The organism is Streptomyces sp. NPDC028331 (genome assembly GCF_055565775.1).
Map to the genome: position 1 here is coordinate 55,682 of NZ_JBVHTR010000007.1, position 12,226 is coordinate 67,907.

12 protein-coding genes are annotated in these 12,226 nt (G+C 72.2%); 8 read left to right on the forward strand and 4 right to left on the reverse strand.

Annotated elements, in window-relative coordinates; translation table 11 throughout:
- Positions 1-67: 67 nt before the first annotated feature.
- Positions 68-955, reverse strand: a complete 888-nt coding sequence (locus tag ACZ4SW_RS12170; protein ID WP_468241390.1) for an MBL fold metallo-hydrolase — start codon at positions 953-955, stop codon at positions 68-70.
- A gap of 303 nt (positions 956-1,258) precedes the next feature.
- Between ACZ4SW_RS12170 and ACZ4SW_RS12175 the strand changes: the two genes are divergently transcribed.
- Positions 1,259-1,897 (forward strand): ATP-binding cassette domain-containing protein, encoded by a 639-nt coding sequence (locus ACZ4SW_RS12175; RefSeq protein WP_468241392.1) that lies wholly within the window; start codon positions 1,259-1,261, stop codon positions 1,895-1,897.
- Positions 1,898-1,982: 85 nt separating this feature from the next.
- Here the strand turns inward: ACZ4SW_RS12175 and ACZ4SW_RS12180 are convergent, their stop codons facing one another.
- Entirely contained in the window at positions 1,983-2,858 is an 876-nt protein-coding gene (locus ACZ4SW_RS12180; protein WP_468241395.1) for an undecaprenyl-diphosphate phosphatase, read from the reverse strand.
- A 345-nt stretch (positions 2,859-3,203) separates the two neighbouring features.
- On the opposite strand from ACZ4SW_RS12180, the gene ACZ4SW_RS12185 reads away from it, so the two are divergent.
- Genes ACZ4SW_RS12185 through ACZ4SW_RS12195 form a run of 3 tightly spaced genes read left to right on the forward strand, consistent with a single transcriptional unit; the run spans position 3,204 to position 6,114 of the window.
- Positions 3,204-4,472 carry a Gfo/Idh/MocA family protein gene (locus ACZ4SW_RS12185; RefSeq protein WP_468241397.1) on the forward strand — a complete coding sequence of 423 codons (1,269 nt, stop codon included), beginning with the start codon at positions 3,204-3,206 and terminating at the stop codon, positions 4,470-4,472.
- Positions 4,469-5,398, forward strand: a complete 930-nt coding sequence (locus ACZ4SW_RS12190) for a DUF6807 domain-containing protein (protein WP_468241400.1) — start codon at positions 4,469-4,471, stop codon at positions 5,396-5,398. The genes ACZ4SW_RS12185 and ACZ4SW_RS12190 overlap by 4 nt, the downstream gene beginning before the upstream one ends.
- Positions 5,392-6,114 (forward strand): cupin domain-containing protein, encoded by a 723-nt coding sequence (locus tag ACZ4SW_RS12195; RefSeq protein ID WP_468241402.1) that lies wholly within the window; start codon positions 5,392-5,394, stop codon positions 6,112-6,114. Before ACZ4SW_RS12190 ends, ACZ4SW_RS12195 begins: the two co-directional genes overlap by 7 nt.
- A gap of 20 nt (positions 6,115-6,134) precedes the next feature.
- On the opposite strand, the gene ACZ4SW_RS12200 is transcribed toward ACZ4SW_RS12195, so the two are convergent.
- Positions 6,135-6,605: a winged helix-turn-helix transcriptional regulator gene (locus ACZ4SW_RS12200; RefSeq protein WP_468241405.1), complete on the reverse strand. Its 471-nt coding sequence runs from the start codon at positions 6,603-6,605 to the stop codon at positions 6,135-6,137.
- 115 nt (positions 6,606-6,720) lie between these two features.
- Between ACZ4SW_RS12200 and ACZ4SW_RS12205 the strand changes: the two genes are divergently transcribed.
- Positions 6,721-7,890: a thiolase family protein gene (locus tag ACZ4SW_RS12205; protein ID WP_468241407.1), complete on the forward strand. Its 1,170-nt coding sequence runs from the start codon at positions 6,721-6,723 to the stop codon at positions 7,888-7,890.
- A 229-nt stretch (positions 7,891-8,119) separates the two neighbouring features.
- Here the strand turns inward: ACZ4SW_RS12205 and ACZ4SW_RS12210 are convergent, their stop codons facing one another.
- Positions 8,120-8,923, reverse strand: a complete 804-nt coding sequence (locus ACZ4SW_RS12210) for a TVP38/TMEM64 family protein (RefSeq protein ID WP_468241409.1) — start codon at positions 8,921-8,923, stop codon at positions 8,120-8,122.
- 377 nt (positions 8,924-9,300) lie between these two features.
- On the opposite strand from ACZ4SW_RS12210, the gene tuf reads away from it, so the two are divergent.
- The 3 genes from tuf (at position 9,301) to ACZ4SW_RS12225 (ending at position 11,902) form a co-directional block, all read left to right on the forward strand.
- Positions 9,301-10,470: an elongation factor Tu gene (tuf, locus tag ACZ4SW_RS12215; protein WP_468241411.1), complete on the forward strand. Its 1,170-nt coding sequence runs from the start codon at positions 9,301-9,303 to the stop codon at positions 10,468-10,470.
- A 60-nt stretch (positions 10,471-10,530) separates the two neighbouring features.
- On the forward strand, positions 10,531-11,376 hold the full coding sequence (locus ACZ4SW_RS12220) for a spermidine synthase (RefSeq protein WP_468241413.1): 846 nt from the start codon (positions 10,531-10,533) through the stop codon (positions 11,374-11,376).
- An 88-nt stretch (positions 11,377-11,464) separates the two neighbouring features.
- Positions 11,465-11,902 (forward strand): DUF4442 domain-containing protein, encoded by a 438-nt coding sequence (locus ACZ4SW_RS12225; RefSeq protein WP_468241993.1) that lies wholly within the window; start codon positions 11,465-11,467, stop codon positions 11,900-11,902.
- Positions 11,903-12,226: the final 324 nt, after the last annotated feature.

The window sequence follows — 12,226 nt, forward strand, 5'->3', positions numbered from 1 at the left end:
CCCGCCGGCCGAGCGCATCGGCGATTCGGATGGGTCCCCCGGCCTCCTCGGTGCGGGGCGGGGTGGGTCACCAGCGCAGTGCGGTGAAGTCGATCGGCCGGGGGGAGAGTTCTCCGGTGCGGGCGGCCAGGTCGCGCATCCGGCGGGCGAATTCGTCGGCAGGCAGCCGCTTGCGGTCGCCGTGGCCCGGCAGCAGCCATTCGAAGCGCACCCGCGGTGCCGTCCGGGCCAGCGATGCGGCCAGTTCGGTGATGGAGTACCAGGTGACGGACTCGGCGACGGCCATGTCGCCGACGGACCGCGACCAGTAGAAACTGTCGCCGCTGAAGCAGTAGGTGTCGTCGGCGAGATACAGCACGCTGCCCTCGGTGTGCCCGGGCAGCGGGTGCGCGGTCACGCCGTCGGCGATCTCGGTCGGCTGGGTGCCCCGGAGAATGCCGTCGGCGTCCGGCGCGGCGGCCAGGTCTCCTTCGTGGATCCAGAGGCGGGCGCCGAACCGGTCGGCGTATTCGCGGCCGTGTGCGGCGTGGTCGCGATGGGTGAGGAGCACATCGGTAATCGGGCCGAGCGCCGCGTATTTCGTCGCCAGGGCGGAACTCCAGCGCGGCGTGTCGATCATCATCAGGTTTCCGGCCGGCCGGCGCAGCAGGTAGGAATTCGCGCCGGCGGTGTGCGGCGAGTTGTGCCCGCACAGGTGCACGTGCTCCGCGAGGCGCAGCGGGAAGGGGTCGAGCGCCGGGTCCGGGCCGCGCGTGCCGTGCCGGATCGATCGGGTGTGGCACGCGAACGCCGCGGCGTGCAGCGCCTTTTCCTCCGCGTCGGTGCGTGGCCGGCGGACGACCGCGGATCGGCCGGCGACCTCGGCGATCAGTCCCGGTGCGAGTTGCCGGGCGACGTCGCAGTTGGTGCAGCGGCGATCGACGTGCCAACCGGCGTCGGTCGACGGCTGGTTCATGGCGGGGTCCCTCCGCGCGGGAATGGTGGCTGTCAGCGGCCAAATGAATATCACGCGTCACGCAGTGAAAACCAAGCGCTGAATGCTGTTGATTTTGCCGGAAATTGCTGCTCTCGGAAGCCTCTTCATGCGCGGTTGACAAATACGAAAATGGTGCTCCGCTCCACCTGCCTGTAGGTTCGACCGTCGAGCGCTCCCGTCCTGCTGGGAGGGCCGGTGTGCGGGCCACGGTGAGGAGTCGAGTTGTTACGTTGTCAGGCGGTCGGCAAACGTTACGGCGGAGGACGGTGGATCCTCAGGGGCGTGGACTTGGAGGTCTCGACCGGTGACGTCCTCGCGGTGGTGGGCGGCAATGGTTCAGGGAAGTCGACCTTGCTGAGAATCCTCGTCGGACTGTCCCGGCCCACCTCCGGAAGCGTGTCGGGCCGACCGGCCATGCTGCTGTGCTCGACCTGGCTGACCATGGCACTGGCCGGACTCGAGGACCAGGCGCACCGCTCGATCGTGGTCGTCAGCGCGGGCAGCCGTCTGCGCGTCCTGCTCGCGACGGTCGGGACGGTCGCCGTGTGGTGCCTGCTGTTCACGGCTGCCGGTCTGGTGCTGCCGCTGATGTTCGGAACCCGTACACCCGGCCTCGCGGACCTGGCGCTGGGGACGGAGGCCCAACTCACCTGCGCTTTCACCGGCATGGCCATTGGACTGGTCTGCTCACGGCTGGTGTTCCGACGGCAGGGCTACGCGCTCGTCGTCGCTCTGCTGCTCCTGCTGGCCGCGCTGCTGGGCAAAGGCGTTTCCCCGGTCAACATCATGCTCACCCACCTGCAGAACACCTCGGACTCGACCGATGCCCTGGTGCCCACGGGAGTCCTGCTCGCCGTCGCCGCGGGCTTCTCGGCGGTCGGCGCGGCCATCACTCAGGTGATCACCCGCTGGAAGGCATGAGCCTGCGACGGCTGGAGCACCGGCGGGACGGGGCGCGGGTTTCCGCGAGATCGACGTTGCGGTCACCGGCGTTCGACTCTGTCTCTCACCCCGCCGATTCAGCCGCGTGCGGACTCAGAAAACCCGCGCTGACCAGGGCGATGATGACCACGCCGAGCGCGATGCGGTACCAGACGAACGGCATGAACGACTTCGACGAGATGAACTTCATGAACCATGCGATGACCGCGTACCCCGACGCGAAGGCGATCACCGTCGCGAACAGCGTCGGCCCCCAGCTCACCTGCCCCGCCTCCGCCGCGTCCTTGAGTTCGAACGCGCCCGAGGCCAGCACCGCCGGAACGGCGAGCAGGAAGGAGTAGCGGGCCGCGGCCTCGCGCCGGTAGCCGAGGAAGAGACCGCCGCTGATCGTGGCGCCGGAGCGGGAGACGCCGGGGACCAGGGCCATCGCCTGGCAGACCCCGTAGGTCAGGCCGTCCTTGATGCCGAGGTCCTGAAGCGTCTTGCGCTGCTTGGGGGCCCGGTGCCGGCCGCCCGTCTCGTCGCGTGCCGCGAGGCGGTCCGCGGCGCCGAGGATCACGCCCATGACGATCAGCATCGTCGCCGTCACGCGGAGATCGCGGAACGGACCCTCGATCTGGTCCTTCAGCGTGACGCCCAGCACGCCGATGGGTATGGATCCGACGATCACCAGCCAGCCCGTCCGCGCGTCCGGATGCTGCCGCATCTTCCGGTCGAACAGGGAACGGAACCAGGCGGAGAGGATGTTCGCGATGTCCTTGCGGAAGTAGATCAGCACCGCGGACTCCGTACCGATCTGCGTGATCGCGGTGAAGGCGGCCCCCGGGTCCTCCCAGCCCGCGAAGGCCGCCGTCAGCCGCAGGTGCGCGCTGGAGGAGACGGGGAGGAATTCGGTCAGCCCCTGGACGAGCCCGAGGATGAGGGATTCAAGCCAAGACATGACGTGATGTGGTCCAAGAGCTGATCGTGGAGGCGGCGACGGGCACACCGGGCCACGGCGTGCCCCTGGGCAGCCGGTGGTCGAGTGTGGTGGGTGGCAGCGTAGCGTCCCGGCATGACGATGCCATCACCGGGGCTTTACCCGCGCTTGGGGCGCTCGGCGGCTCGCCCGCGCCGGACCTCGCCTCCCCGTCGGAACCTCACACGTTCGTGGTGTTGACCGGCCGCTCGGGCGCCGCTTACGTTCAAGCGGAGGGAAAGCGCTTGCTGTCCCCCGGGGCCCTCGGGAGTCAACACGCGTTGGCCAACGTCAGACGTCACGTCCGATGGAGCGCTGATCACGTTCATGCCCACAGACCACAACGCCTCCGCCACCGACGCCGCCACGGGTCCGGAGGGCCCGCCCGGCCCGCAACCCCACGACACCGTGATCCCCAAGCCGCGCGCGCACCGTCCGGTGCCGCCGTACGCGGGCCGCCGGATCAAGGCCGCGATCGTCGGCACGGGCGGCATCGCGCGCGCCCATCTGTCCGCGCTGGCCGGTCTCGCCGAGGAGGGCGAGACCGAGATCGCGGCCGCGGTCGACATCGACGCCGGGGCGGTCGAGCGCTTCTGTGCCGAAGGCGACATCCCGCACGCGTACACCGACCTGCACCGCATGCTCGAGGAGCAGCGGCCGGACCTGGTCAGCATCTGCACTCCGCCCACCCTGCACCGGGAGCAGACCGTCACCGCGCTGCGGGCCGGCGCCTGGGTGTGGTGCGAGAAGCCGCCGGTGCCCACGCTGGCCGACTTCGACGCCGTCGAGGCGGAGGAGGGTACGGACGGCGGCCCGTACGCGGCGATCGTCTTCCAGCACCGCTTCGGCTCCGGCTCCCGGCACGTACGGCGGCTGCTGTCCGAGCGGGCCCTCGGCCGTCCGCTGGTGGCGCACTGCCAGACCACCTGGTACCGCAACGCCGCCTACTACGCCGTGCCCTGGCGCGGCCGCTGGCACACCGAGGGCGGCGGACCGGCCATGGGCCACGGCATCCACCAGATGGACCTCCTCCTGGACCTGCTGGGGCCGTGGAGCGAGGTGCGGGCCATGGCGGGGCGCCTGGTGCACGACGTGGAGACGGAGGACGTCTCCACCGCGCTCGTACGGTTCGAGAGCGGCGCTCTCGCCACGATCGTGAACAGTGTGCTCAGCCCCGACGAGGTCAGCCGCATCCGCATCGACTGCGAACGCGCCACGGTGGAGCTGACGCACTTGTACGGCCACAGCAACGGCAACTGGCGCATCACCCCCGCCCCGGACGTGCCCGTGGAGGAGGCCGCGGCCTGGCAGGACTTCGGGGAGGACGTGCCGAGCTCGCACCTGGCGCAGCTCCGCGAGCTGGTCGCGAGCATGCGCGCGGGCGAGCGGCCCCGCAGCAGCGGCGCCGACGGGCGGACCAGCCTCGAACTGATCACCGCGCTGTACAAGTCGGCGTTCACCGACACGACCGTCCGCGCCGGGGACATCGGCCCCGGCGACCCGTACTACACGGCCCTGCACGGAGGCGCGCCCGGCTGGGCGCCCGTGGCGGCCGAGGCGTCCGCGGAGGCGCAGAGCCAGGAGGTGTCCGCATGACCGCGACCCTGCGCATCGTGCACGCGCACGGCGACCGCATCACCCTGACCGAACCGGCCACCGGCGTCGAGCTCTTCGCTTACGTGTACGGCCCCGAGGCGGCCTGGGAGGCGCCCAAGCCGTATCTGCACCCGATCAGGACGCTCGCCGGTGACGTCGTCACGGACTACCGGCCCAACGACCACCGCTGGCACAAGGGCCTGCAGCTGACCGCCTCGCACCTGTCCGGGCAGAACCTGTGGGGCGGCAACACCTACGTGCACGGCGAGGGCTACCTGGAGCTGCCGGAGCGCGTCGGCTCCATGGCGCACGTCGCCTTCGACGAGGTCGGCGCGGACGGCGACCGCGCGGTCATCGCCGAGCGGCTCACCTGGCACCCGTACACCGGCGAGCTGTGGGCCGACGAGGAGCGCCGCATCGAGGTCCACGACGTCGACCCCGCCTCCGGCTCCTGGGCCCTGACCTGGACCTCCGCGATCACCAACCGCCGCGACGAGCCGTTGCTGTTCGGCAGCCCGACCACGGCGGGCCGGGAGATGGCCGGGTACACGGGCCTGTTCTGGCGCGGTCCGCGCGCCTTCCGCGACGGACGGGTCATCGCCCCCGACGCGGAGGGTCCCGGGCTGATGGGACGGCAGGCCCCCTGGCTCGCGTACTCGGGCGAGCACGACGGCGCCGACGGGCACGCCACCCTCGTCTTCGCGCACGCCCCCGAGAACGACCACCTCGGCGAGCGCGGCACCCACCCCGCCCACTGGTTCGTCCGCAACGACCCCTTCGCCGCCGTCGCCCCCTCCTGGGCCTTCTACGACGAACTGGAGCTGGCCCCGGGCGACACCCTGCGCCGCCGCTACCGGGTCGTGGTGGCGGACGGCGCGTGGGAACGTGAAGAGGTCGCCAAGTACCTCGAGGAGCATCCGTGGTGAGCGCAGAGCGGTTCACGGGGCTGCCGGGCGCCGTCGCCGTCTCCCACCTGTCCGTCTACGACTGGCCGGCCGCCGACGGCGTGTGCGGTGGCACCCCCCACATGCACCTGACCTGCTCGGAGGCGTACGTCGTCACCGGCGGGCGCGGCGCGGTGCAGACCCTGACCACGTCCGGGTACGAGGTCACACCGCTGGAGCCCGGCACGGTCGCCTGGTTCACACCCGGCACCGTCCACCGGCTGGTCAACGAGGACGACCTGCGCATCACCGTCCTCATGCAGAACAACGGCCTGCCGGAGGCGGGCGACGCCGTCCTCACCCTGCCCCCGCGGTACCTGACCGACCCGGAGACGTACGTCGCCGCGACCGCGATCCCGGCCGACGCGCCCGAGGAGGAGCAGGAGCGTATCGCCCGGACCCGCCGCGACCTGGCGCTGGAGGGCTACCGCGCGCTGCGGGACGCCGACGGACCCGAGCCGCTCGCCGCCTTCCACCGGGCCGCCGCCGCGCTGGTGCGGCCGCGTCTGGCGGAGTGGCGCGAGCGGTGGGAGCGCGGTGCCCGGGCGGCTGCGGCGGCGACCGGCGACCAGCTCGCCCGTCTGGAGAGCGGCGACGTCTCGCACCTCGCCGATGCGGTCGTACGGCTGCAACAGCCGTCGGCGTACGGCAAGTTCGGGATGTGCGGGCGGCTCGACGTCTACAAGGGGACAGTGTAGTCCGGACCGTGTGGACGGTCTTACGCGGCGGCCGGGCCGGACACCGTCCAGCCCGGCGCCTGCGGGTGTGCCGTCAGGTCCTCGTGGCGCACCTGCTCGCCGCACGCGGAGCAGGTGACGACCGGAAGCAGGACGTCGCCGCAGGCGTGCTCGATCACCATGGGGCGATCGTCGTCCTTCCTGAGATGGCGGTCGCCCCATGCCATGAGCGTCATCAGGACCGGCTCCAGCTCCAGGCCCGCCGTCGTGGGCCGGTACTCGAAGCGCTGCGGGCGCTCGCTGTAGAGCCTCTTCGTCAGGACCCCCGCCTCCACCAGGCGCTTCAGGCGCGCGGCCAGGATGTCGCGCGGGGCGCCGATGTTGCGCACGAGCTGGTCGAAACGGCCGTTGCCGAGGCACACCTCGCGCAGGACGAGCAGGGAGTACTTCTCGCCGACCAGGGCCAGGGCGTCGGCGATCGAGCAGGGGCGCGGGTCTTTGGAAGCGGCCATGTGCCCAGTCTAGGCGAGGGTTTGTTTTTCCAACTCTGCGCGTTATGGTGGGTCCAGATTTCCTACTCACCGGTAATCGCCGCACCGGCAGCCGCCGGGCAAGGAGGCCCGCACCATGCGTGACGCCGTCATCGTCGAAGCCGTACGCACCCCGGTGGGCAAGGGGAAGCCGAACGGCGCCCTCGCCCACGTCCACCCCGTGGAACTCCTCGCGCACACGCTGCGCACCCTCGTCGAGCGTTCGGGCGTCGATCCCGCGCTCATCGACGACGTCATCGGCGGCACCGTCGACCAGGTCGGCGAGCAGGCCATGAACACCACCCGGTACGCCGTCCTGTCCGCGGGCTTCCCGGAGACGGTGCCCGCGACCACCGTCGACCGCCAGTGCGGCTCCTCCCAGCAGGCCGTGCACTTCGCGGCGCAGGGCGTGCTGTCGGGTGCGTACGACATCGTCGTGGCCTGCGGCGTGGAGTCCATGAGCCGGGTGCCGATGTGGTCCAACGTGCCCGCCGGCAAGGACCCCTTCGGCCCCGGTGTCGCCGAGCGGTACCCGGAGGGCCTGGTCCCGCAGGGCATCAGCGCGGAGCTGATTGCCGCCAAGTGGTCGATCGGCCGCGAGCAGATGGACTCCTTCGCCGTCTCCTCGCACCGCAAGGCGGCAGCGGCCTGGGACGCCGGGCTGTTCGACGCGGAGACGGCCCCGCTGGAGGGCCTCACGCGCGACGAGTGCATACGCCCCGGCAGCACGACCGAGATCCTCGCCGGCCTCAGGCCCGCGTACCACGACCCCGCGTTCGCCGAGCGGTTCCCGCAGATCGAGTGGAACGTCACCGCGGGCAACGCGAGCCCGGTCAACGACGGAGCCTCCGCGGTGCTGATCATGTCGGGCGAGACCGCGGCCCGCCTCGGTCTGCGTCCGCTCGCCCGGCTGCACAGCTTCGCCGTCACCGGATCCGACCCGCTGCTGATGCTCACCGGCGTCATCCCGGCCACCGAGAAGGTGCTGCGCAGGGCGGGGCTGACGCTCGGCGACATCGACCTGTTCGAGGTCAACGAGGCCTTCTCCTCCGTCGTCCTGGCCTGGCAGCAGGAGACGGGCGCCGACCTCGCCAAGGTCAACGTGCACGGCGGGGCCATCGCGATCGGCCACCCGCTGGGCGCCAGCGGAACCCGCCTGACGACGACGCTCGTCCACGCACTCCGCGCGCGCGGAGCCCGCTTCGGCCTGCAGACGATGTGCGAGGCGGGCGGCCTCGCCAACGCGATGATCCTCGAAGCGGTGTAGGCAGGTCCATCCCTGCGCTGTCCCGTCCTGCGCGCCGGTCCGCCCCTGCCGCAGGGTCGGCGCGCACGGCTTGGGAGGTGCGCCGCACGGGCGGATCACCGGCATGGGGCGCGCCCCCGGGGATCCGGCAGCGTGACGAGACGCGGTGCCCGGAGACATTGCCGCCCGCAGCGCCGGCGGAGTGCCGCCTGCCCGGGGTCGCCGGGCAGGCGGTGGTTGGACGACGGACCTAACGGCCGCGCAGGTGGTGGCGCTTGCGCCAGGCCACCACCGCTCCGGCGAGCGCCGGCACCGCGATGAACGCCAGCGCGATCAGGAAGGCCGGCGAGGTCGGCTTCGCGGCGCGGGCTCCGGCGACCACGTACGCGGCGGTGTTCGGAACCGACCCGAGCGCCGTCGCGAGCAGGAACGGCGCCCAGCGCATCCGGGAGACGGCCGCGCAGTAGTTGGCCGCCCAGAACGGCACCCCGGGGAAGAGCCGGGCCGCCATCATCGAGCGGAATCCATGCCGGCTGAGCTGGCCGTCCGCCGCCTTCAGCCAGCGCCCGCGCAGCAGCGGGCGCAGCGCGTCCTGCCCGAGCACCCGGCCGAGCCCGAACGCGATCCCGGCCCCGAGCACGGTGCCCGCGAGGGCGGCGCCCGTGCCGAGCTGCGAGCCGAACAGGGCTCCCGCCGCGAGGTTCAGCAGCGGACGGGGCACGAACGCGACCGTGCACAACCCGTACGCCACCGCGAAGACGACCGCCGCCGCGGCGCCTCCCAGCTCCGGCGGCCAGCCGTGCGCCAGCAGTCTCTGCGGCTCGAACGCCAGCACGCAGGACGCCGCCGCCGCGAGCAGCGCGACCAGCAGGGCAAGGCGCGACCAGGGCGACAGCAGCACTCTGGTGCAACGGGCGGCGAAACCGGCCGACGCGACGACGGGGGCGGCCGGTGGAACGACGAGCCCCGTGGCGGCGGTTCGCGCAGAGGTCGTGACGACGGCCCGGGGAGGGACCGTGGCGGTGCCGCCAGAGCGGGTGGTGGCATCGAGCATTCGGAGACAGTAACCGACGGATGTGTGTGATCGCCGTATGGTCCGTCTCACCGGCGTCACAGCTTCGGGGGCTGCGCGGCGGCGTCAACTCCGCCGCCACGGAAAACCATTCGACGCCGGCGGCCCGGTCGGCGATGCTCTGGGGCATGTTCCGGTACGCCTTCGTCCTCGCAGCATCCGCCGCCGCGGATGCCCCGAAGGCTGCCGTCCCGTTCCCCGTGGCCGCAGTCGACGGCGCCCGAAGCTGACCCTTCCCGGATCGTCCGGCGGACCCCGCAGGGGGAGGGTCGGCAAGACCTCGGGGTCCCCGTCCCGGCCGGAAGTCCCGACGCCGGGGCCGTCGCTCAGCACCACCGAAGAGGCTACGAGGTACAGCCATGCCCAAGACGGCATACGTGCGCACCAAACCGCATCTGAACATCGGCACGATGGGCCATGTCGACCACGGCAAGACCACCCTGACCGCCGCCATCACCAAGGTCCTCGCCGAGCGCGGCACCGGCACCTTCGTGCCGTTCGACCGGATCGACCGGGCCCCGGAGGAGGCGGCGCGCGGCATCACCATCAACATCGCGCACGTCGAGTACGAGACCGACACCCGGCACTACGCGCATGTGGACATGCCGGGTCACGCCGACTACGTCAAGAACATGGTGACCGGGGCCGCGCAGCTCGACGGGGCGATCCTCGTCGTCTCCGCGCTCGACGGGATCATGCCGCAGACCGCCGAACACGTCCTGCTCGCCCGGCAGGTGGGGGTCGACCACATCGTGGTCGCCCTCAACAAGGCCGACGCGGGCGACGAGGAACTCACCGACCTGGTCGAGCTGGAGGTCCGCGACCTGCTCACCGCGCAGGGCTATCCGGGGGACTCCGTACCGGTCGTACGCGTCTCCGGGCTCAAGGCCCTGGAGGGGGACCGGCGTTGGACCGCGGCGATCGACGCGCTGCTCGACGCGGTGGACACGTATGTGCCCATGCCCGAGCGGTACGTGGACGCGCCGTTCCTGCTGCCGGTGGAGAACGTGCTCACCATCACCGGCCGCGGCACGGTCGTCACCGGTGCGGTCGAGCGCGGCACGGTCCGGGTCGGCGACCGGGTCGAGGTGCTCGGCGCGGAGGTGGAGACGGTGGTCACCGGTCTGGAGACCTTCGGCAAGCCCATGGAGGAGGCGCAGGCGGGGGACAACGTGGCGCTGCTGCTGCGCGGCGTGCCGCGCGACATGGTCCGCCGCGGGCACGTCGTCGCGGCACCCGGCAGCGTGGTGCCCAGCCGGCGCTTCACGGCGCGGGTGTACGTGCTGTCGGCGCGCGAGGGCGGGCGTACGACACCGGTGGCGACCGGTTACCGGCCGCAGTTCTACATCCGCACCGCGGACATCGTCGGGGACGTCGACCTCGGGGAGACGGCGGTCGCCCGCCCCGGCGACACGGTCACGATGACGGTGGAGCTGGGCCGTGAGGTGCCGCTGGAGCCGGGGCTGGGGTTCGCGATCCGTGAGGGCGGCCGGACGATCGGCGCCGGCACGGTGACGTCCGTCGCCTGAGGGTGCCGTTCCGAGCGGGTGCGGGAGGCCGCGGTCCTCCCGCACCCGCACAATGGAGCCGTGAGCGAGCCCATACCCGTCACCCGTACCACCGACTACGGCACCGCCAAGCTGATGCCCGACGTCGACCGTGAGCGGGCCTGGCTCCTCACGGTCGACGGGGCACCGCAGTCGTACGTCGATCTGGACGCCCCGGCACATCTGGAGTTCGAGTACGCGCGACGGCTCGGGCATGTGCTGGACACGGTCGCGGAGCCGGGGCGGGCCCTGGACGTGGTGCACCTCGGCGGGGGCGCGCTCACCCTGCCGCGCTATGTCGCCGCGACCCGGCCCGGCTCACGGCAGGACGTGGTCGAGGCCGACCGGGGCCTGTTGGACCTCGTCACCGAACACCTGCCGCTGCCCGCCGGTTCCGGCGTCACCCTGCACCCGGCCGACGCCCGCGCCTGGCTGGAGGCCGCCGCGCCGTCCTCGGCCGACATCGTGATCGCGGACGTCTTCGGCGGCTCCCGTGTCCCCGCCCATCTGACGACGGTGGCGTACGCGCGCGCCGCCGAGCGGGTGCTGCGCCCGGACGGCGTCTATCTGGCGAACCTCGCCGACGCCGCGCCGTTCGCCTTCCTGCGCTCTCAACTCGCCACGTTCGCCACCGTGTTCCAGGAACTGGCACTGATCGCGGAGCCGGGCGTGCTGCGCGGCCGCCGCTTCGGCAACGCCGTGCTCGTCGCCGCGCACCGCCCGCTGGACACGGCCCCGCTCGCCCGCCGATCCGCCGCGGACGCGTTCCCTGCCCGGGTGGAACACGGCGCGGCGCTACGGGACTTCATGGGCGGGGCCGAGCCGGTGCACGACGAGAACGCCGTCCCGTCGCCCGAACCTCCCGACGGCGCCTTCAGTCTCGGCTGACCGAGAATCATTCCCGTCGGGCGGGCCGGCGAACCCTTTCCAGCCGTAGCTACTCGCGGGTAACGTGTCGCTCATGAGCGCAGACCAGATGTCGATCGGCGAGATGCTCGCCGCCACGGTGCCGATGGCCAGGACCCTGAACCTGGAGTTCCTCCAGACCACGCCGGACAAGGCCGTGGTGGCCCTGCCGGACCAGAGCGACTTCCACAACCACGTCGGCGGACCGCACGCCGGGGCGATGTTCACGCTCGGCGAGTCGGCGAGCGGCGCGATCGTGCTGGCCGCGTTCGGGGATCAGCTCTCGCGGGCCGTACCGCTCGCCGTCAGCGCCGAGATCGCCTACAAGAAGCTGGCGATGGGCCCGGTCACCGCGACCGCCACGCTCGGCCGCCCCGCCGCCGACGTCGTCGCCGAACTGGACGCCGGGCTGCGCCCCGAGTTCCCCGTCTCCATCGCCATCCGCCGCGAGGACGGCGCCGTGACCGGCGAGATGACGGTGGTGTGGACCCTGCGCCCCAACGGCTGAGAGCCGCGGCGACCGCCGGGGCCGCCCGGCCGTTTTCCGCCTCGGGCCGCCGAGCCATCGCGCTCGGCGGCCTCCCTGGTCGCCGACCGGGGGCCCGGAAGGCCGTCAGCGCCCTCATGCAGGAGTGAGGGCGCTCGGCGCGCATCCGGCCGCCATGGCTCGGTGCACGCTGTCGGCCCGTGCCCTGCAACCGGGACCGTCCGTCCCGAATCGACGGCCTGACGGCATGGGGTCGTCGACCGCGCGAGGGGGCCGCACGGGTCCGCGCGGGTGCCGCACGGTGCCGGGGACGCGGAGGTCAGTGCGGTGTGGACCACTCGTGCT

Excerpts from the sequence above, each read along its gene's own strand:
- ACZ4SW_RS12170 (WP_468241390.1), bottom strand. The coding sequence starts at position 955 with ATGAACCAGCCGTCGACCGACGCCGGTTGGCACGTCGATCGCCGCTGC.
- ACZ4SW_RS12180 (WP_468241395.1), bottom strand. The coding sequence starts at position 2,858 with ATGTCTTGGCTTGAATCCCTCATCCTCGGGCTCGTCCAGGGGCTGACC.
- ACZ4SW_RS12185 (WP_468241397.1), top strand. The coding sequence starts at position 3,204 with ATGCCCACAGACCACAACGCCTCCGCCACCGACGCCGCCACGGGTCCG.
- ACZ4SW_RS12190 (WP_468241400.1), top strand. The coding sequence starts at position 4,469 with ATGACCGCGACCCTGCGCATCGTGCACGCGCACGGCGACCGCATCACC.
- ACZ4SW_RS12200 (WP_468241405.1), bottom strand. The coding sequence starts at position 6,605 with ATGGCCGCTTCCAAAGACCCGCGCCCCTGCTCGATCGCCGACGCCCTG.
- ACZ4SW_RS12205 (WP_468241407.1), top strand. The coding sequence starts at position 6,721 with ATGCGTGACGCCGTCATCGTCGAAGCCGTACGCACCCCGGTGGGCAAG.
- ACZ4SW_RS12210 (WP_468241409.1), bottom strand. The coding sequence starts at position 8,923 with ATGCTCGATGCCACCACCCGCTCTGGCGGCACCGCCACGGTCCCTCCC.
- tuf (WP_468241411.1), top strand. The coding sequence starts at position 9,301 with ATGCCCAAGACGGCATACGTGCGCACCAAACCGCATCTGAACATCGGC.
- ACZ4SW_RS12225 (WP_468241993.1), top strand. The coding sequence starts at position 11,465 with ATGTCGATCGGCGAGATGCTCGCCGCCACGGTGCCGATGGCCAGGACC.